The following is an 18,516-nucleotide window of genomic DNA, read 5'->3' on the forward strand; positions in this document are numbered from 1 at the left end:
CCTGGCGGCCGAGCAGGCGGCTCTGCCGCCGCCGCCACCGCCACCCGCCGAGGCCCTGCCTGTTCGATACCGGGTCGGCCAGGCGACCGAGTATACGCGGATCGAATTGATGTGGCCGCGCGAAGTTGATTTCACGGTCACCCAGACCGGCAACACAGCCGAAGTCCGCTTCGTCGAACCGGCCGAGGTCGATCTCAGCCGGCTGGTCGGCTCCCCGCCACGTTTCCTCAATTCGATCCGGCCAACCCGCGAGGGTGATGAATTTGTCCTGACCATGGAGGTCGAGCCCGGTGTGACCGTCCGCGCCTGGGGCGAAAATGGACGTGTCGCCATCGATCTGCCGGACCCGGCCTATGTTGATGCGGAGACGCTGCTCGCCGAATTGGGCGGCGATGCTGCGGCGATCATTGAAGCCGCAAACGCCACGCCGGAGTCGGCGCAAGCGGATGAGACGGAAACGCAACCCGGCGCCAGCGAGGCCGTTACCGCGCCCGCGCGGGAAGTAGCGCCGACGCCCAGAGAGCCGGTGCCGGAACCGGCGCAGGACTCCGGTCCGCCTGACGATGATGCGTCGCCGGTCCTGTCTGAAGCGCCTGGCGCAGACCCGCTTCCGGCCGATGGTATCGTTCGGGCTGAAGTTTCCGATTACAATGGCGACCTTCGCATCGACTTTGACTGGGCTGCGCCGCTGGGCATGTCGGTCTTCCGACGTGGCGAGGCGATCTGGATCGTCTTCGACAGTCCCGCTGAACTGGACTTGCGCGAGCTCGATACCGCCAGCCGCCGTCATGTCCGCAACTTTGCCGGCGTCAGCGGTGATGACTGGTCTGCCGCCCGGGTCGTTGTGCCGTCCACCTCGCAAGCCGAGGCGCGCCTCGATGGCAGTCGCTGGTCGGTGGTTTTGTCCGAGCGTATCGACGCGCCACCGCGTCCGATCAATGTCCGGCGCGATGCCCGGCGTGGGCGACCTGGCCGCATCCTGATGGACATGGCCAGCGCGAATACCGTTCGCTGGGTTGATGATCCGGTGGTTGGTGACCGGCTCGGCGTTATTACAGCCATGGGGCCGATCCAGGGGCTGGCGGCGCGAAGCGAATTTGTCGGTGGCGCGCTCTTGCCCAGCGCCCAGGGCGCGGCCGTACAGGCGACGGCGGAGGATATCGAAATTTCGCTAATCGGCGGAGGCGTCGCGATCAGTCGGCTCAGCGGTCTGGACCTGACACCGGCTGCAACGGTCGACCGGAGCGAAGCGGATGGCTCCGTCCTGGCCAATATATCCTCGCCCGCCCTGATGTATTTTGATGCCTGGCGCGGTGCGGGCCATTTCGTTGATGAATGGCATGCGCGTCTGCGCAGGACAGCGCTTGAAGACGGCACGGATGGCCAGATTGCCCTGGCGCGCTTCCTCCTGTCGCGCGATCTTGCACCGGAAACCCTCGGCATGCTCGATCTCGCACTCGATGTCGAACCGGAATTGGCCAACGATCCTCATGTCCGCGCCTTGCAGGGTGTCGCGAGTTACATGATGCGTCGATATGACGATGCTGACGCCTATCTGGCTCACCCCTCGCTGGCCCAGGATCCGGCCGCAGACTTGTGGCGCGGGATGGTCGCGATGGGTGAGGAGCGATGGCAGGATGCGCGCCGTCGCTTCAGCACGGGCGAGGCGACCATTTATCACTATCCGCCTGAATGGCAGGCACGTTTCCATGCCGCGCATGCACGCGCCGCCCTCGAACTCGGCGATACCGGCGCGGCGCAGGACCATCTCTACGCCGTCGAGGCCAGCGAGCCGGATTGGCGAACGCGGCTTGACGCCAATTACGTCGCCGCACGTCTCTCGGAACGCTCCGGAGATGCTGTCGACGCGATCCGCCGCCTCGATGCGCTGTCGGAATCCGGCGATCCGGAGGTCGAGGCGCGTGCCCTTTTTGATCTTTATCGACTGCAATTGGACCAGGGGCAGATCAGCCGCAGCGAGGCCATCGAGAACCTGGAGAATCTCCGCTTCCGCTGGCGCGGCGACACGATCGAGCTGGAGACGGTGCGCGAACTGGGTGAGCTTTATGTTCAGGCGGGCGATTTCGCCGGTGGTCTGGAAACCATGGCCACCGCCCAGGCGCGCTTCCCCGAATCCGAAGCCGGCCGCCGTATCGGCGAGGATATGGTGTCGATTTTCCGCCGGCTCTTCCTTGAAGGCGAGGCGGACCGGATGGACCCGGTCGAGGCCGTGGCGATCTTCTACCAATACCAGCATCTGGCGCCTCGGGGCACAGACGGCGACCGCATGATCCGCCGCCTGGCCGACCGGCTGATCGCTTTCGATCTGCTCGATCCGGCCGCCGAGCTCCTGCAGCATCAGGTCGATAACCGCCTGCGTGAGCCCTTGGCCCGGGCGCGCGTGGCGACGGATCTCGCTATCGTCTACCTGATGAACCGTCGCTATGAGGACGCGCTCAATACGATCCGTCGGTCGCGCATTGCCGGCCTTCCCGAGGCCCTGGTCGATGAGCGCTACCTGCTGGAAGCCCGCGCCTTGTCCGAAATGGGCCGTGCCGACCAAGCGCTGGAACTGATCGCCTCGGATCAGTCCGAGGCCGCGACCCGTCTGCGTGCTGATGTCGCCTGGACCCAGCGCGACTGGCGCAATGCCGGTCGGCGCCTGGAAGGGATATTGGGCAATCGCTTTTCCGATCCGGCGCCGCTGATCCTGACCGAGCAGGATGATCTCCTGCGCGCAGCCATTGCTTACAGCCTGGCGCGCGACAGCGAGGCGGCTGTCCGTTTGGGCCAGCGCTATGGCGAGGCCATGTCGGAAACCGATCAGGCCGCGGCCTTTGATCTCCTGACCAACGACGATGCCACCCCGGGCAATGTCCGCTTCACCGACATGGCCTCCCGCATCGCCTCGATCGACACGCTGGATGCCTTCATGGAACCCTTCCGCGCGCGCTTCGTGAATGGTGGCGGGCCGAGCTAGGGCGACCAGTTCAAGCTGAAATTTCGGATAATTGTCATCCCCGCTACCCGCGTTCGCGGGGCGTCCGTCGTGGATGACAAATCATGGGTGATGGCGTGACTGCGCGCGCAGTTCAGGCGACCTTGTCGGGTGCCCCCGTCAACTCAATGTCCCGAAACTCTGCACCAGCGATCCCGTCACCAGTCGCCAGCCGTCGACGAGCACGAAGAAGATCAGCTTGAAGGGCAGGGAGATGACGATGGGGGGCAGCATCATCATGCCCATCGACATGAGGATGGAGGCGACCACGAGGTCGATGATCAGGAAGGGGATGAAGAGCAGGAAGCCGATCTCGAAGGCGCGGCGCAGTTCGGAGATCATGAAGGCAGGGGCCACCACCCAAAAGGACGTCTCCTCCGGTGCCTCCGGTACCGCTTGTTGCGACATGTCGATGAAGAGGGCGAGGTCATCCTCGCGGACATGGCTGAGCATGAAGGTCTTCAGCGGCCCGGTAGAGAGGTCGAAGGCCTCGGTCAGCTCGATCTCTTCTTCCAGCAGGGGCTGGATACCCTGTTCATAGGACTCCGTAAAAACCGGCGCCATGATGAAGCCGGTCAGGAAGATGGCCAGCGAAACCAGCACCGCATTCGGCGGGCTTTGTTGCAGGCCGAGCCCGGTCCGCAAGAGCGACAAGACCACAATGATGCGCACGAAGCTGGTCGTCATGATGACGATGGACGGCGCCAGGGACAGTACGGTGAGCAGGGCGATCAGCTGCAGGACACGCTCGGTCAGAGCGCCTTCCTGGCCAGCATCGATGGTCACGGTCTGGGCTTCGGCAGGGATGCCGGCCAGGGTGATGATTCCGATCAGGAAAAGGCCGAGGCAGACCCAGAAACCCTTGCGAGCATTCATGATCGCGACTCCCTGGCGATGGGCTCGGGGCGAACGGGTTCAGGACGCGCCGCGCCGGTCGAAAGAATGGTTTCGCGCTCGGCGCCCAGCAAGACAACATGCTCGATGCCATCGGCTTGCAGGATGACCAGACGGCGGCGCGGATCGATGACCAGGGTCTCGCGAACCTTGAGGCGCTTGTCGGTGCCGCCGAGCTGGCGCAGTCCTGTCATTTGCTGCAGCAGCCAGCCCTTCTGGATCGCATAGCCAAACAGGCCCAATCCGCCCAACAGGACGATCAGGATCGAAATGGCGAACAAATAGCTGGTCCAGTCGACGATATCGGACATCGCGTGCGGGGCCTCATAATCAATGATCACTGTGTGGGGTGATGCGGTTAAGCCGCCGTTAACCGTGCGGGACCACCTTCGGTAACAAGTGAGATAGGGGATTCGCGCATGCGACCCGATGACGTCCCGGTTCTGGGACTGCTTCGACAATCGATGAGCTTTCACGCCGATCGCCAGCAGGTGATCGCGGAGAATGTCGCGAACGCGAATACACCGGGTTATACGCCCCGTGATCTGGACGAGTCCGACTTCCATGCGGCCCTGCGCTCGCAGATGAGCAATGGCGCCGCCGGAAGCCGTGGACCGATCGGCCTGGCGACGACGAATGCCGGACATATCCCGGCCTCGAATTCAGGCGCTGGCGCCTCGGCGCTCTGGGAGCCGATCGACAGCCCGGACAGCGAAACCACCGTGAACGGCAATTCGGTCGTGATCGAGGAGCAGATGGTCAGGGCCCAGGAAAACCGCATGCGCTATGAGAGCGCGCTGACCCTCTACCAGAAAAGCCTTGGTCTGCTGCGGACGGCAATCCGTCCGCCGGGCCGCTAGGGAGTGAACCATGGGTAACGCTTCAGACGCGATGCAGATCTCCGCTTTCGGCATGCGGGCGCAAGCCGCCCGGATGCGGATCATCTCGGAGAATATCGCCAATGCCGATTCGACGGCGCGTGAGCCCGGCGGTGATCCCTATCGCCGCCAGGTCCCGGTCTTCGAGGCGGAACTTGATCGTGCGACCGGCCTCAATGCCGTGCGCATGACCGATGTCGCCCATGACCAGAGCGAGTTCACGCTCGAATTCGATCCGGGGCACCCGGCCGCCAATGAAGAAGGCTATGTCCAGTACTCCAACGTGCAGACGCTGGTGGAGATGATGGATATGCGTGAAGCCATGCGGACCTATGAAGCCAACCTCAACATGATCGAAAATGCCCGCCGCATGCAGGAGCGGGCGCTCGATCTCCTGCGCCGCTAGAACAGCACACGCGCTCGCCAGCTGATTTGTGAAGGACAAAGTCCATGGCCGCTGACCTCTCTGCCGTACAGGCCTATCAGGCCGCGATCCGCACTGCCCAACAATCCTCGATGGGTTCGACCCAGGACGCCGCATCCATCGGTGCCGGTATGGATTTCGGTGCGATGGTCACCAATGCCGTCGCCGATACTGGCCAGACCCTGGCGGCAGCCGAACAAATGACCGCGGCCGGCGCCGCCGGCGAAGCCGAACTGATCGACGTGGTCACGGCTGTCTCTGCTGCCGAGATTTCGCTGGAAACCGTCGTCGCCGTCCGCGACGAGGTCGTGAAGGCCTACCAGGAAATCCTGCGCATGCCGATCTGATCGAGCTGACCCGGGACGCAGCAGAAAAAGCCCCGGCGCTGGCCGGGGCTTTTTTTGTGTCTGAGCGCATGCGGGCTTGCTCAACCGCGCGTCTCGGCGATCCAGGCCTCGACCTCTTCGGTCAGCATGGACAGCGGAATCTGGCCGGAGGCCAGGACGCGGTCATGAAAGCCGCGCAGGTCGAAGTCGGAACCGAGTTCCCGCTCTGCCTGTTCGCGCAGGGCGATGATGTGGTTCTTGCCGACCTGGTAGGCGGTGGCCTGCCCCGGGTAGACGACATAGCGCTCGACGGCGGGGACGATATCGGCCTGGGCGTTGGGCGTGTTCTCGGTGAGATAGGTAATCGCCTCTTCGCGGGTCCAGCCATAGGCGTGAAGGCCGCTGTCAACGACAAGGCGGCAGGCACGCCAGAGCTCCATCGCGATCCGTCCGGCATTGAGATAAGGGTCCTCATAGAGGCCCATCTCCAAGGGCAGATACTCGGCATAAAGGCCCCAGCCCTCGGCATAGGCCGTGAAGCTGCCGAACTGGCGGAAACGGGGCAGATTGTCCATTTCCTGCTGAATGGAGCGCTGCAGGTGATGGCCCGGAATACCCTCATGATAGGCCAGCGTCGCCATCTGGTAGGTCGGCATGCTCGCCATGTCGCGCAGGTTGGCATAGTAGACCGCCGGCCGTGAGCCGTCCGGCGTCGCGTTCTCATAGAAGGCCAGTCCGGCGCCATTCTCCCGGAAGGGTTCGACCCGCCGCACTTCCAGCTCGGCCTGGGGCAGGGTGCCGAAGACTTCAGGCAGGCGTTCGCGCATGGCATCGATGATCGCCGTCGCCTCGGCCATGTAGTCCGCGCGTCCCTCATCCGTGTTGGGATAGTAGAATTGCGGGTCCTCGCGCAGATAGTCGAAGAAGTCGCCGAGTGAGCCCTGGAACCCGACCTGCGCCATCACACCGCGCATCTCCGTCTGCAGGCGCTCAACCTCGGCCAGACCCAGTTCATGGATTTCCTGCGCCGTCATGTCGGTCGTGGTGAAACCGGCGAGGAGATTGTTGTAAAAGGCCTCGCCATCGGGCAGGTCGGCAACTCCGTCCCCCGTGGTCGAGCGATCCCGGTGATCTTCCAGCATGGCCTGCAGGCGGGCATAGGCCGGTCCGACATCCTCCAGCAGGGCCGTGCGGGCCCGGGCGAGGAGATCGTCGCGTGTGGCCTCATCCAGCTCGAGCGCGCCCAGCTTGCGCTGGAAGTCGGCCCAGAGCGGATGGTCCGGCCCGTCATCAAAGGGGGCACCGGTCTGCAGGCCGGTCACCGTGGCCAGAACGCGCTCATAGACCCAGGCCGGGGCCTGGATACCGTTTTCGAAGCGGTACTCGGCTTCCTCGATCTGCTGGCCGAGCGCGTCATCAAGGGTCGACAGGCGCTGGATATAGGCCTCGGCATGATCGGCATTCTGAATACGATGCTGACCGATCATGAAGGCGATCAGTCCCGTATGCGGGCCGAAGAGCTGATTGAAGACATAGCCATAGCGTCGGAAGGGTTCCGCCTCGGCGCCGCGCTCGACCTGGTATTCGAACAGGCGCCATGACATTTGTCCGACCGGGTCGAGCGCGTCGAAGTCGAAACTGACGCGCATATGGACGAGCCGGTCGCGATTGCGGGCGATCGCTGCGCGTGTCGCCGCCTCGCTATTGTCATTCCAGCGGCCATAATCCTCATCGATAATGCCCAGGCCGGTCTTGCTGGTCGGATAGAATTCGAGATCCGCCATGAAGATTTCTTCGAACCAGGCATTGAGCCGGTCCGTCTCGGTCTGGGCTGTGGCGGCGGCTTCGGACTGTGCCTGCGCCGGTGCGGTCATGGCCAGCGGTGTGAGGCCGGTGAGAGCCGTGCAACCGGCCAGCAGGAGTGTACGCAGTGTGGCGCGCGATGAGGTGGTCATGATGTCCCCTTTACCCTCTGGATCAGCGGGCAAGATCGGGGCACAGGGCCTGCGAGGGCCTGACGGGTCGCTTAAGGTACAGTCATGACAGAAAGCTTGCGCGTTTGTCACAAACACCTGATGTCGCAAAGAAAAAGGCCCCCGGCGAAGCGCCGGAGGCCTAGTCATGCGTGGGTTGTCTCGCGTTAGTCTTGCGATTCCGCGATCCAGGCATTCACGCGCTCTTCCAGCACTGACATCGGCATCGCGCCTTGTGTGAGCACGACATCATGGAAGTCGCGAATGTCATAGCTGTCTCCGAGGGCTTCCTCGGCGATGCCGCGCAGGCGCAGGATTTCCAGCATGCCGACCTTGTAGGCCGTGGCCTGGCCCGGATAGACGATATAGCGGTCGATGGCAGCGACGATATCGCCTTGCGGATTGGGCGTGTTCTCGGCCAGGTAATCGACCGCTTCCTGACGCGTCCACTGGTGATAGTGCAGGCCGGTATCGACCACGAGACGACAGGCACGCCACAACTCCATCGCCAGGCGACCGAAGTCGGAATAGGGGTCGGAATAGAATCCGTATTCGACCGGCAGATACTCGGTATAGAGACCCCAGCCTTCGGTATAGGCGGTATAGCCACCAAATCGGCGGAAGGCCGGAACGCCCTCAAGCTCCTGCATGATGGCCAGCTGCATATGATGCCCCGGGCTGCCCTCGTGATAGGCGAGGGCTTCCATCTGGTAGGTCGGCATCAGCGACATGTCGCGCAGGTTGGCGTAATAGACGCCCGGTCGTGAGCCGTTCGGAGCCGGGCGCTGGTAGAAGGCCTTGCCGGCGCTGTCCTGACGGAAGACCTCGACCCGGCGAACTTCCAGTTCGGCCCGCGGGAAGGTGTTGAACATCTGCGGTAGCGTCTCGGTCATGGTGTCGATCAGCGCCGTCGCGTCAGCGAGATAATCGGCGCGACCCTCATCCGTGTTCGGATAGTAGAATTGCTCGTCCGTGCGCATGAACTCGAAGAAGTCCTGCAGCGAGCCCTCATAGCCGACCTGGTCCATGATGCCGCGCATCTCGTCATGGATACGGGCGACTTCGGCGAGGCCCAGCTGGTGGATCTCCTCGGCCGACAGGTCCATCGTCGTATAGCCATTGAGCAGATAATTGTAGAACTCGCCGCCATCGGGGTGTTTCCACACGCCGTCATCCTCGGTCGCGACCGCGGCCTGTTCCTCGAACAGGGCGATGACGCGCTCATAGGCCGGGGCGACGGCCTCTGTAATGGCGGCCTCCGCCTCTGCGATGAGGCGGGATGTCTCGTCCGCATCGAGTTCGAGGGCCTCAACCTTGCCGGTGAAATCGGCGAGCAGGGGGCTGGCTTCGCCGTCATCAAAGGGCGAGCCGGTGATCACGTTGCGGGCCGTGGCGATCATCGGCTCATAGGTCCAGGCCGGGGTCAGCACACCGAGCTCGGCCGAACGCCGCGAATTCGCGATATTCTGGTCCATATAGGTCGGCAGATTGCGCAGGCGGCCGATATAGGCTTCGGCGTCCTCGACCGTGTCAACGCGATGGTTGTTGATGAGGAAAGAGGCCGCATTCATGTGCGGGCCGGAACGCGGTGTGAAGGTGTAGCCGTGATCGACCCAGCGCTGGCCTTCTGCGGCGCGCTCGGCATTGTACTCGAACAGGCGCCAGGATATCCGGGCGCTGTCGTCCAGCGCATCAAAGTCGAAAGTCTCACGCATGTGGGCGAGGTCTGCCTGGCCCAGTTCGAAGCCCTCGCGCGCGAATTCCGGGGAGGCGTCGGACCACTGGTCGTAATTCGTTTTCATGCCGAGGAAGGTCTGGGTCATCGGCGAGCGCGCGACATTGCTCTCGAAAACGTCCTGGAACCAGGCATTGAGGCGATCGGATTCGGTTTCCTCGCCTGCGGCCTGCTCGACCTCGGCCATGGTCTCGGCCGAGGCCAGTTCGGTCTCGCTCGCCGCGGTCTCGGCCGGAGCGGTATCGCTGGCGAGATTCTCGTCGTCAGTAGCGCCGCAGCCGGCCAGGAGCGCCAGGGCCGAAACGCCGACAATCAGGTTGGACATACGCATTTTCATACCCCTCGCGTTTTCATTATTGAGCCGTTTCAGCCCGCGTCTCTTCAACATAATCATTGATCAGCTGGGTCAGAACGGCCAGTGGCAGTGAGCCATTGGTCAGGACCACATCGTGGAATTCGCCATAATCAAAGGCATCGCCCAGCTCGGCCTGGGCATAATCGCGCAACTGGCGGATCCGCATCTGGCCGGTCTTGTAGGAGGTCGCCTGGCCCGGCCAGACGATATAGCGCTCGACCTCGCGGGTGATCTCTTCCTCGGTGAAAGAGGTATTCTCGCGCAGATAGTCGATGGCGTCTTCGCGACTCCACTGCAGGGAATGGATGCCGGTATCGACCACGAGACGCCCGGCGCGCCAGAGCTCATAGGCGAGGCGGCCGAAGTCCTGATAGGGATCGGTGAACATGCCCATATCCTTGCCCAGGCTCTCGGCATAGAGCGCCCAGCCTTCGCCGAAGGCAGAGAGATAGAGGAAGCGCTGGAACATGGGCGTGCCCTCCTGCTCCTGCGCTAGGGTGAGCTGGAAATGATGGCCCGGAATGCCTTCATGATAGGCCAGCGTTTCCATCTGATAGACAGGCAGGTTCCGCATATTCAGTGTATTGGCGTAGTAGACACCCGGCCGCGAGCCATCGAGGGTACCGGTATTGTAGAAGGCCGACGGTGAACCCGCCGCGCGATAAGGCTCGACTTCGCGCACCACCATCTCGCCTTCGGGCAAGGTGTCGAAATAGTCTGGAATGACACCGCGGACGCGGTCGAAGACATCATTGACCTCGGCCATGTAACGGGCGCGACCTTCATCGGTGGACGGGTAATAGAATTGCTCGTCCGTGCGCATGAATTCGAAGAAGTCTTGCAGCGTGCCCTCGAATCCAACCGCGTCCATGATGCCACGCATCTCGCCATGGATACGCTCGATTTCGGCGAGGCCGGTATCATGCACTTCCTGCGGTGACAGGTCGGGCAGGGTGGTGAAGGCCGCTAGCTGGCTCTGGTAATAGGCCTCGCCGCGCGGGAGCTTCCAGGCGCCATCGCGATCGTCGGTCATTTGCTCATGACGTTCGAACATGGCGATGAGGCGTTCATAGGCCGGCCCCACGACGTCGGTCAGGGCGGCAGTGCCTCGGGCGATCAGATCCGCCTTGGCCGCGTCATCGATCTCGAGTGCATTCACCTTGGCGGTGAAATCAGCCAGGAGCGGCGATGCGGCGTCGCTGTCGTCGAAGGGGGCTCCGGTGATGACGGCGCGGGTATTGCCGGTCAGGTACTGGAAGGCGAAGCGCGGTGGCATGACGCCAGCCTCGGCACGGGCATCGGCCCGCTCGATCAGGATGTCGAAGACCGGTCCGATCCCGTTGAGTCGGGAGATATAGGCTTCGGCATGCTCGGTGCTCTCCACACGATGCTGGCCGATGAGGGTTGAGGGCATGCCGGTATGGGGCCCGAACATCTGGGTGAAGACATAGGTCTGGTCGCGGAACTCGTACTGGCGAATGCCGGTTTCCTGCAGGTATTCGAAGACGCGCCAGGAGACGCGGGCATCGCGGTCCAGCGCATCGAAGTCGAAATGCTCGCGCATATGGGCAAGCCGGTCGATGCGGCGCTGCTGGGCCGCGGCCGCAGCTTCATCGCTGACATCATCCCATTGGCCATAGGCGTCCAGGTCGTCAATCCGGCCAAGCCCTGTCTGTTGCTGCGGCGAGCGGGCGAGGTCGGCCTCGAACAACTCGGAATACCAGGCGTAGAGGCGTTCACCCTCTGTCTGTTCGCTGGCAGCGGTGTCGCTGGTGTTAGCGCCGGATGCCGTCGCAGTCGGTTCCGGCGGGACGTCCGTATCGCCCGAGGGCGTGGGCGAACAGGCGGCCAGGAGTGCGGCCATCGAGGCGGTCGTCAGCCAGATCGGAAGCTTGGTCATGATGGTCTCCCCGGGCGCGCCCGGTCTCTCTCCCAGACCAGACGGGCCATCGTCAAAAGCAATCCAGCCGCCGCACCGGTACCGGTGCGGCGGCTGATGAAATGAGCCGGGCGCAGAATAGCCTCTGCGCAGCCCGGCCTGTCAAACCTCAAGCGCGCTGGATTCGCACTATTGCGTGAGCTTGCGCGCAATCCAGGCGTCGACCAGCTCTTCCAGCAGGGTGAGCGGGATTGAGCCATTGGTCAGCACAATGTCGTGGAACTCGCCATAGCTGAAATCATCACCCAGCTGGTCCATGGCGCGCTGGCGCAAATCGAGAATGGTCAGCATCCCGACCTTGTAGGACACTGCCTGCCCGGGCCAGACCATGTAGCGGCGGACCTCATTGGCAATATCGCCTTCCGGCATCGGCGTGGTGGCGAGCATGTAGTCGGCGGCTTCCTGCTCGGTCCATTGCAGATGGTGGATGCCGGTATCGACGACAAGACGGGCAGCCCGGAAGACCTCGTAGGAGAGGCGACCGAAATCCTGATAGGGATCGGTGAAGAAGCCCATGTCCTTGCCGAGATTTTCGGCATAGAGCGCCCAGCCTTCGCCATAGGCAGAATACCATTGCAGGCGCTGGAACATCGGCGCGTTCTCGAGTTCCTGGGCCAGTGAGGACTGGAAATGGTGACCCGGCGCGCCTTCGTGATAGGCGAGGGATTCCATCAGATAGGTCGGATTGTCCCGCATATTGGCGAGATTGACGTAATAGGCGCCGGGCCGGGTGCCATCGAGGGAACCGGACTCGTAGAACGCCCCGGTGGCGGTCGTGATGCGATATTCCTCGACTGCCCGGACCTCGAGCTCTGCCTGCGGAAGCTGGCCGAAATACTGCGGCGCGACTTCAGTGATCTGATCGATCATGGCGGCCGACTCGGTCAGATAGCGCTGACGGCCTTCCTCGGAATCCTCATAGTAGAAGTCATCGCTCGTACGCAGGTGTTCGAAGAAGTCCTGCAGGGATCCCTCGAAACCGACGGTTTCCATGATCTCACGCATTTCGCCGTGAATGCGCTCGACCTCGTCCAGACCGATCTGGTGGATCTGGTCCGCTGTCATGTCGGTGCGGGTCGTGTAATTCATCAGCTGGCTGCGGTAATAGGCCTCGCCATCGGGCAGGGCCCAGGCGCCATTATTGGCGTCGCCGGCCATCTCCGCATGCGATTGCATGGTCGCGATCAGATTGTCATAGGCCGGGCCGACACCCGTGAGCAGCGCCGTTTCCGCGCGGTCGAGCAGGGCTTGCCGGGCCTCGTCCTCAATCTCGATACCGGCCAGCTTGGTCTGGATGTCGCTCCAGAGCGGCGAGTCGGTGCCGCTGTCGTCAAAAGGCGCGCCAGTGATGAAGCGCTCGGAGGCACCGATGATGATCGGATAGGCGAAAGCCGGGGCGAGTACGCCCTGCCTGGCCCGGTCATCGGCCTGCTGGGTATATACATTGAGCACATCGCCCAGTGTTTCCAGACGGCTCAGATAGGCTTCGGCGTGGTCGAGATTGTCGATCCGGTGATAGCCGATCAGTGTCGAGGGCAGGCCGGTATGCTGGCCGAAGAAGGATGAAAAGACATAGCCGTGATCCCAGAATTCCGATTGCTGGGCGTTGTTCTCGGTGATGAAGTCGGCAAAGCGCCAGGTGATCTGGGCCTCCGGCGTCAGCGCGTCGAAGTCGAAATTCTCGTGCATGTAGCGCTGGCGATCAGCGGCACGCTGCAGGCCGGCGCGGAAAGCCGCCTCGCTGGGATCATTCCATTGGCCATAGGCTTCCAGATCATCCAGCATGCCCAGATAGGTCTTGCCCACGGGCGAGAACTCGATCTCGGCTTCGAATTCCTGTTGGAACCAGGCGTAGAGGCGCTCGGTTTCGGTCTGCTCGTTCGCCGCGGTTTCTGCTGCCGGTGCGGCGGTTTCGGTGACCGGATTGGCCTCGATGTCTGCGGTTTCCGGCGTGTCGCTTGGCGAGCAGGCCGCAGCCAGGACGAGAGCGCTCGCGCTGGCGAGCAAGGTGTGAATACGCATGGCTGGAGTTTCCCCGTTTACCAGAATTGACTATTTCTTAACGCTGCGCGGTCATGCGTAAAGATAATTAACCGTAAGACCGATTCTCCCCATGCGGTGAGAGGCGAGACCCGTGACCGGACCTGAAGTCCTTGATTTCGCAAGAGAAGCCATCTGGCTCATGCTGGCAATGTCGGCCCCGGTCATGCTGGTTGGCTTGGCCGTGGGTGTCACGATCGCGTTATTCCAAGCGCTGACACAAGTTCAGGAAATGACACTGGTTTTCGTTCCCAAAATCATTGCCATCTTCGTCGCGCTACTGATCTTCCTGCCGCTCATGGGCGGTCTCATGGCCGGTTTCATGGGCGTCATATTCGACCGGATCGCCACACCATGATTCCAGAGCTGCCGGCCCTGGTCTATGCGGCGGGTCTGGTCTTTGCCCGTCTCGGCTCGATCCTGATGCTCCTGCCGGGCTTCGGCGAGCCGTCCATCCCGGTCCGGATTCGCCTGGCATTCGCGCTTCTGCTCTGCCTGATCATGGGCCCGATCATTGCGCCGTCCCTGCCAGCGATGCCGGCTCAACCGCTGGTCATGGCGGGCATGGTCATGAGCGAGGTCATTACCGGTCTTATGATAGGCGCAGTGGCGCGAATCTTCATGTCCACGGCCGCCGTGGCCGGGCAGGTCATCGGCATGCAGTCCGGCCTCGCCATGGCGCAATCCTTTGACCCGTCCCAGGGTCAGCAGGGCGCGCTGATCGCGACCTTTCTCAATTTGACCTTCCTGCTCGTCCTGCTGGCGACCAATACGCACCACATGTTGCTGCAGATGGCTGTGAACTCTTATCAGGTGTTCGAGCCGGGCGGGATGCCGTCCATGACAGATGCCGCGGAATGGGCGTTGAATGCCTTCATCGATGCCTTCCGGATCGGCGTTCAACTGGCTTCGCCACTCATACTTTACGGCCTGCTTTTCTATCTCGCCCTGGGCATCCTCTCGCGATTGATGCCACAGGCGCAGATCTTCTTCATTGCCATGCCATCGAATATCATGGTCGGTCTGATCATCCTCATCATTGCATTGGGGGCGATGAGCGCGGTCTGGCTGGAGCGCATGCAGCGTTTCGCGATGGACATGATCTGAGCGAGCACAGAGCAGACACGGGCAATGACCAGAGACGGGCGATGACCCGACAAGGACGCTAGCGGATGGCCGAAGGCGAAGACGACAGCCAGAAAACCGAAGAACCGACCCAGCGGCGGCTGGATGATGCGCGCAAGAAGGGCGATGTCGCCAAGTCGCAGGAAATTCCCGGCTGGTTCATTCTCGCGGCGGGTCTCGCCCTGCTGGCGTTTATTTTCCCGCTGATGTCGCGCACGCTCGCGGGCTCTCTGGAGGTCTTCTTCGAGCAACCGCATCGTTTCGCGGTCGAGCCGGGCTCGATGATGACGCTGTTGCAGACAATGGCCTGGCAGGTAATCGGTGCGGTCGGTTTTTCGGTCCTGGTTCTCGCCATGGCGGGCTTCGCCGGCCACTATATCCAGCAGGGCATGCTGTTCACGACCGAGAAAATCCAGCCCAAGCTCGACAAGTTGAACCCGATCGAAGGCTTCAAGCGCAATTTCGGTCCCCAGGGGGTTGCCAACTTCCTCAAGGGCGTGGGCAAGATGGCGCTGGTCGCGGTCGCCGCCTTCCTGGTTATCTATCCCAAGCGGGAAATCCTCGCCGGCATGCCGGCGCTCGACATTTCCGCCCTGCTGTCGCTGGTCCGCCAGGGCGCGATCGAATTATTGCTGGCGGCGCTGACGGTCTACGCGGTGATCGCAGGGCTCGACTATGTTTTCCAGCGGCAAAGCTTCATGAAGCGAAACCGGATGTCGCGGCGCGAGATCAAGGACGAGATGAAGCAGTCCGAGGGGGATCCGCTGGTGCGCGCCAAGCTGCGCCAGCTACGCCAGGAGCGGGCCCAGCGCCGCATGATGACCAAGGTGCCCGATGCCACGGTGGTGGTGACCAACCCGACGCATTACGCGATTGCGCTTCACTATGTGCAAGGCGAAACGCCGGCGCCGGTGTGCGTGGCCAAGGGGGTGGACGCGGTCGCGCTGCGCATTCGCGAACTGGCCGAGGAGCATTCCGTCCCGATCGTCGAGGATCCGCCGCTGGCGCGCGCACTGCACGCGACCGCTGATCTCGACGAAGAAATCCCCACCGAACATTTCCAGGCCGTGGCCAAGGTGGTCGGCTATGTTCTGTCGCTGGCTCAGGGACAACGCGCGCGATATCGCCCGAGCGAGTAGACTGACCCGACATCATTTTGATTCGCGCCGGAGTTTCCCATGGCCGACACCTCCCAGCCGACCCCGCAGGTCGATGCCAATATCGAGCGCAAGCCCTTCTGGTCGAAACCGGCCGGACGCGTGGCCTTCTGGGTGTGCGGCATCATCGCGGTTGCGGCCGCGGCGGTGGCGCTGATCGGGGCGGGTCAGGATGGCGGTCATGGGCTGGTCTATCTGTTCGGTCTCGCCGTAATCGCGGTTTTGATCCTGTTTGCCATCGCCGCTGGGGAAGCGGCGGGCCAGACGATGCGCCGACAGGTCGCTCGCAATCAGGCGCCCAGCACGACCGAGATCGGCTTTTCGGCGATGGAAAGCTTTCCCGATCCGGTCCTTATTTCTGACCAGCGGGGGGCAGCCCGCTGGGCCAATGCCGCCTATCGGGAACTGGCGCGCAAAGCGGGCGGATTCGGCCAGAGCTTTGGTCTACCGACGGTGGACCGGTTGTGGGCCGGCTCCGGTGGCGGTGACGGGACGGTTTACCGTCTCGCCCGGGCTGCTGCGCGCGGCGAGGGGGCGTGCGAGCTCTTGCCGCCACTCGACCTGGACGAGCATGGTGTCCAACGCTTCCATCTCGAGGCCGCACCTCAGGACGGGGGATTGATCCTGTGGCGATTGATGCCCGCCGGGGAGCGCGAAGACGGGGCGTCCAGCGCCCTGTCGGACTGGTCCCAGCACTCGCCGGTCGCGCTGTTTTCGCTGCGGCCCAATGGCGATGTGCCGGTAGCCAATGCGACCTTGCGGGACTGGCTCGGCCTGGCCGAGGGCACGCCTTTCCCCCCGCTCAGGGACATGCTCACCGGCGATGGCGCCAAGCGTGTGCTGCAGACCCGCGGCGGGGAGGGGATTGCCCGCATTGATGCGCGGCTGAAAGCGCGTGACGGCATTGAGAGTCCGGTCGCGATCGCGGTCGAATGGGCACCAGGCGATCCTGGCGCCGGGCGCGCCGTCATGTATGGCCTGTCCGTGACGGGCGCGCCGCCGGGCGTGGCCCAGGCCATGTCGGCCGGCGAGGCTGCTGAGCCGCGGCCGACCGGTCGTACCCTGGACGACATGTTCGGCAATGCCCCCTTCGGCGTGGTTCGCCTTGACGGGGCCGATCCGGAAACCGCGATCATCGAGGATGTCAATCCGGCCCTGGTCCAGCTCTCCGGCGGCAAGGCGCTACCGGGCATCAAATTCTGTGACCTGTTCAACTGGGAAGACGGGCGCTCGCCCACCGATGCCTTTGCGTCCGCGATGGCCGGCAGCGGTGACCCGGCGGAGGCGCGGCTCGATCATGACGAAAAGGGCGTGTATGTCCATCTCGCCTTCTCGCCAGCGCGTGGCGGCAAACGGGTGGCCTATGTGATCGATGTCACCGCCTGGAAAGAGCTGGAGCGTCAGTTCAGCCAGGCCAACAAGATGCAGGCGGTCGGCCAGCTCGCCGGTGGCGTGGCGCACGACTTCAACAATCTACTGACCGCGGTCCGCTTGAATTGCGACGAGCTGTTGAACCGTCACCCGGTTGGCGATCCGGACTATTCCGAGCTGCAGGCGATCAACCAGACCGTCGCCCGCGCGGCCGGTCTGGTGCGCAAACTGCTCGCCTTCTCGCGCAAGCAGACCTTCCGCATGGAAACGCTGGATGTGGGTGATGTCCTGTCGGACGTCTCGGTCCTGTTGCGCCAGATCGTCGAAGAGACGGTCCGGCTGGACATCAAGCACGGCCGTGACTTGCCGATGATCAAAGCCGACAAGGGCCAGCTGGAAACCGCCATCATCAATCTTGCCGCCAATGCCCGCGACGCCATGCGCGAAAATGGCGGCGGATCGCTGGTCATCACGACGGCGCGCGTCGATGTCGATACGGTCCGCAATGCTGGCGCTCCCAATCCGCGCGAGGGCGATTGGACGGCCATCGCGGTGACCGATGAAGGCCACGGCATGGACAAGGCGACGATGGAGAAGATTTTCGAACCCTTCTTCACCACCAAGGAGGCCGGCAAGGGCACGGGGCTGGGTTTGGCGACGGTCTACGGCATCGTCAAGCAATCCGGCGGCTTCCTCTTTGCCGACAGTGAAGTGGGCAAGGGCACGACCTTCACCATCTATCTGCCCGGCCATGAACCAACTGAGGAAGAGACCGTCGAGCTGGAACAGGCCGAAGAGGCCAAGACTGTCGAGAAGGCCCCGGCAGACCTGTCCGGTCGCGGCCGCATCCTCCTCGTCGAGGACGAGGACGCGGTGCGCCAGATTGCGGCCAAGACCCTGGTCAAGCGCGGCTATGAGGTTGTCGAGGCCTGCGATGGCGAAGAAGCCTATGAAATCCTCGAGGATGAAGAGGAAGGTTTTGACCTGATGATTTCCGATGTCGTCATGCCGGGCCTTGATGGGCCGGGCTTGCTGAAAAAGGCGCGCGACCTGCTGGGCGATACGCGTGTCGTCTTCATCTCCGGCTATGCCGCCGAACAATTCTCCGAGACGCTCTCGGAAGAACAGGATGTCTCCTTCCTGCCCAAACCCTTCACGCTCACCCAGTTGGCCGAGAAGGTGAAGGAGGAGCTGGGCGAGAAGTCCGAATAGTCTGTTCCGCAACCTCTTCCGATCAGCCCCGATCCGCAGTTTGCGGGCTGACAATTGCGGTGAGATGTCCATAAAGGGTGCAAACGCGC

14 protein-coding genes are annotated in these 18,516 nt (G+C 63.0%); 8 read left to right on the forward strand and 6 right to left on the reverse strand.

What is annotated here, in order from left to right:
* On the forward strand, positions 1-2,980 hold a 2,980-nt coding region (locus tag Q0X62_RS03235), incomplete at its 5' end, for a hypothetical protein (RefSeq protein ID WP_297731558.1).
* Positions 2,981-3,118: 138 nt separating this feature from the next.
* Here Q0X62_RS03235 and fliP read toward each other — a convergent pair.
* Both fliP and Q0X62_RS03245 read right to left on the reverse strand, forming a co-directional pair.
* A complete protein-coding gene (gene fliP / locus Q0X62_RS03240; protein WP_297731561.1) occupies positions 3,119-3,874 on the reverse strand; it encodes a flagellar type III secretion system pore protein FliP in 756 nt (251 codons plus the stop codon).
* Positions 3,871-4,203: a flagellar biosynthetic protein FliO gene (locus Q0X62_RS03245; protein ID WP_297731563.1), complete on the reverse strand. Its 333-nt coding sequence runs from the start codon at positions 4,201-4,203 to the stop codon at positions 3,871-3,873. Before Q0X62_RS03245 ends, fliP begins: the two co-directional genes overlap by 4 nt.
* A 108-nt stretch (positions 4,204-4,311) precedes the next feature.
* On the opposite strand from Q0X62_RS03245, the gene flgB reads away from it, so the two are divergent.
* Genes flgB through fliE form a run of 3 tightly spaced genes read left to right on the forward strand, consistent with a single transcriptional unit; the run spans position 4,312 to position 5,541 of the window.
* Positions 4,312-4,752: a flagellar basal body rod protein FlgB gene (gene flgB / locus Q0X62_RS03250; RefSeq protein ID WP_297731565.1), complete on the forward strand. Its 441-nt coding sequence runs from the start codon at positions 4,312-4,314 to the stop codon at positions 4,750-4,752.
* A gap of 10 nt (positions 4,753-4,762) precedes the next feature.
* On the forward strand, positions 4,763-5,176 hold the full coding sequence (gene flgC, locus Q0X62_RS03255; protein ID WP_297731567.1) for a flagellar basal body rod protein FlgC: 414 nt from the start codon (positions 4,763-4,765) through the stop codon (positions 5,174-5,176).
* A gap of 44 nt (positions 5,177-5,220) precedes the next feature.
* Positions 5,221-5,541 carry a flagellar hook-basal body complex protein FliE gene (fliE, locus tag Q0X62_RS03260; protein ID WP_297731568.1) on the forward strand — a complete coding sequence of 107 codons (321 nt, stop codon included), beginning with the start codon at positions 5,221-5,223 and terminating at the stop codon, positions 5,539-5,541.
* Between the two features lie 80 nt (positions 5,542-5,621).
* Here the strand turns inward: fliE and Q0X62_RS03265 are convergent, their stop codons facing one another.
* From Q0X62_RS03265 to Q0X62_RS03280, 4 genes are all read right to left on the reverse strand, one after another.
* Entirely contained in the window at positions 5,622-7,475 is a 1,854-nt protein-coding gene (locus Q0X62_RS03265; RefSeq protein ID WP_297731570.1) for a DUF885 family protein, read from the reverse strand.
* Positions 7,476-7,660: 185 nt separating this feature from the next.
* Complete coding sequence (locus Q0X62_RS03270) at positions 7,661-9,559, reverse strand: DUF885 family protein (RefSeq protein ID WP_297731572.1); 1,899 nt, start codon at positions 9,557-9,559, stop codon at positions 7,661-7,663.
* A 22-nt stretch (positions 9,560-9,581) separates the two neighbouring features.
* Positions 9,582-11,483 carry a DUF885 family protein gene (locus Q0X62_RS03275; RefSeq protein WP_297731574.1) on the reverse strand — a complete coding sequence of 634 codons (1,902 nt, stop codon included), beginning with the start codon at positions 11,481-11,483 and terminating at the stop codon, positions 9,582-9,584.
* 168 nt (positions 11,484-11,651) lie between these two features.
* The gene (locus Q0X62_RS03280) at positions 11,652-13,544 is read right to left on the reverse strand and encodes a DUF885 family protein (protein WP_297731577.1); all 1,893 of its coding nucleotides are present in this window, start codon (positions 13,542-13,544) and stop codon (positions 11,652-11,654) included.
* A gap of 112 nt (positions 13,545-13,656) precedes the next feature.
* Between Q0X62_RS03280 and fliQ the strand changes: the two genes are divergently transcribed.
* From fliQ to Q0X62_RS03300, 4 genes are all read left to right on the forward strand, one after another.
* On the forward strand, positions 13,657-13,920 hold the full coding sequence (gene fliQ / locus Q0X62_RS03285) for a flagellar biosynthesis protein FliQ (RefSeq protein ID WP_297731579.1): 264 nt from the start codon (positions 13,657-13,659) through the stop codon (positions 13,918-13,920).
* On the forward strand, positions 13,917-14,669 hold the full coding sequence (fliR, locus tag Q0X62_RS03290; RefSeq protein ID WP_297731581.1) for a flagellar biosynthetic protein FliR: 753 nt from the start codon (positions 13,917-13,919) through the stop codon (positions 14,667-14,669). The genes fliQ and fliR overlap by 4 nt, the downstream gene beginning before the upstream one ends.
* 65 nt (positions 14,670-14,734) lie before the next feature.
* Complete coding sequence (flhB, locus tag Q0X62_RS03295; RefSeq protein ID WP_297731583.1) at positions 14,735-15,826, forward strand: flagellar biosynthesis protein FlhB; 1,092 nt, start codon at positions 14,735-14,737, stop codon at positions 15,824-15,826.
* Positions 15,827-15,865: 39 nt separating this feature from the next.
* On the forward strand, positions 15,866-18,427 hold the full coding sequence (locus Q0X62_RS03300; protein WP_297731586.1) for an ATP-binding protein: 2,562 nt from the start codon (positions 15,866-15,868) through the stop codon (positions 18,425-18,427).
* Positions 18,428-18,516 lie beyond the last annotated feature (89 nt).

It is taken from the genome of uncultured Maricaulis sp., assembly GCF_947259345.1.
GTDB lineage: Bacteria > Pseudomonadota > Alphaproteobacteria > Caulobacterales > Maricaulaceae > Maricaulis.